A 1,886-nucleotide genomic window follows, 5' to 3' on the forward strand; every position below is an offset into this window, starting at 1 on the left:
GTTAGGCTCGGGGCGGAGAAAGTCGTCCCAGACGAAGGAGAAACCTCGTGCCGTCCATCGACGTCGTCGTAGCCCGCGAGATCCTCGACTCGCGAGGCAACCCCACCGTCGAGGTCGAGGTCGGCCTCGACGACGGCAGCACCGGCCGTGCTGCCGTACCGTCCGGCGCCTCGACCGGCGCCTTCGAGGCGCTCGAACTGCGCGACGGTGACACCGCGCGCTACAGCGGGAAGGGCGTCGAGAAGGCCGTCCTCGCCGTCATCGAGCAGATCGGCCCGGAGCTGGTCGGCTACGACGCCACCGAGCAGCGCCTGATCGACCAGGCGATGTTCGACCTGGACGCCACGGCCGACAAGTCGTCGCTGGGTGCCAACGCCATCCTCGGCGTCTCGCTCGCCGTCGCGCACGCCGCTTCCGAGGCGTCCGACCTGCCACTGTTCCGCTACCTGGGCGGCCCGAACGCGCACCAGCTGCCGGTGCCGATGATGAACATCCTCAACGGCGGCTCGCACGCGGACTCGAACGTCGACATCCAGGAGTTCATGATCGCGCCGATCGGCGCGGAGTCGTTCTCCGAGGCGCTGCGCTGGGGCGCCGAGGTCTACCACGCGCTCAAGGGCGTGCTCAAGGACCGCGGCCTGGCCACCGGACTGGGCGACGAGGGCGGTTTCGCGCCCAACCTCGGCTCCAACCGCGAGGCCCTCGACCTGATCATCGAGGCCATCCAGAAGGCCGGTTACAACGCGGGCCAGGACATCGCGCTGGCGCTGGACGTGGCCGCCTCCGAGTTCTACGAGGAGGGCGTCTACGCCTTCGAGGGCCAGAAGCGCTCGGCCGCCGAGATGACCGAGTACTACGAGCAGCTGGTCGCCGACTACCCGCTGGTCTCCATCGAGGACCCGCTGTTCGAGGACGACTGGGCCGGCTGGAAGACCATCACGGACAAGCTCGGCGACAAGGTGCAGCTGGTGGGCGACGACCTGTTCGTCACCAACCCGGAGCGGCTGTCCCGCGGTATCGAGGAGGGCGCGGCCAACGCGCTGCTCGTCAAGGTCAACCAGATCGGTTCGCTGACCGAGACGCTGGACGCGGTCGAGCTGGCGCAGCGCAACGGCTTCAAGTGCATGATGTCGCACCGCTCGGGCGAGACCGAGGACGTGACGATCGCCGACCTGGCCGTCGCGGTCAACTGCGGTCAGATCAAGTCGGGCGCCCCGGCGCGCTCGGAGCGCGTGGCGAAGTACAACCAGCTGCTGCGTATCGAGGAGATCCTGGACGACGCGGCCGTCTACGCCGGCCGTTCGGCGTTCCCGCGCTACAAGCGCTGAGCAGTCGGCCGACTCACGGTGCCGTGCCCACCTCGTGACCGAGGGGGGTACGGCACCGCAGGTGTCACCCGCGAGGGAGAAGTATGGGAGCGGACCGGGACCGTTTCTCCACCGCGACGCGTCTGCGCGCCCTCAGCGCCCAGGCCGCCGAGCGGGTGTACCGCGCGCAGGGCAGGACGGTACGCACCCCGCGCAAGGGGCGGCTCACCGGCCGGGCCGCGCTGCTCGCGCTCGTGGTGTGCTCCCTCGTCGTGGCGCTCGCGTATCCGACGCGGCAGTACGTCACCCAGCGCTCCGAGATCGCCGACCAGCGGCGGCAGGCCGAGCAGGCGCGGGCCGAGGTCGAGCGGCTGCGCGAACAACGGGCGCGGTGGCGCGATCCCGCGTACGTGGAGCGGCAGGCACGCGAACACCTGCACTATGTGCGGCCCGGCGAGACCGGTTACATCATGCGGGACGGCACGGCCGACGTACGCCGCCCCCAGGAGCACGGGTCCGCCGACCGGGCCTGGTACCAGAATCTGTGGGACGGCGTGGACAGCGCGGACCAGGCCGAAT

The 1,886-nt window shown here is 70.2% G+C and carries 2 protein-coding genes; both read left to right on the forward strand.

Translation table 11 applies throughout. The annotated features are described in order from the left end of the window. Positions 1-47 precede the first annotated feature (47 nt). Positions 48-1,328, forward strand: a complete 1,281-nt coding sequence (gene eno, locus ITI46_RS34315; protein ID WP_209243958.1) for a phosphopyruvate hydratase — start codon at positions 48-50, stop codon at positions 1,326-1,328. 83 nt (positions 1,329-1,411) lie between these two features. Further along, the coding region (locus ITI46_RS34320) for an FtsB family cell division protein (protein ID WP_209243960.1) at positions 1,412-1,886 on the forward strand (475 nt) is incomplete at its 3' end.

Origin of the sequence: Streptomyces oryzae, assembly GCF_017676365.1 — a bacterium.
GTDB lineage: Bacteria > Actinomycetota > Actinomycetes > Streptomycetales > Streptomycetaceae > Streptomyces > Streptomyces oryzae.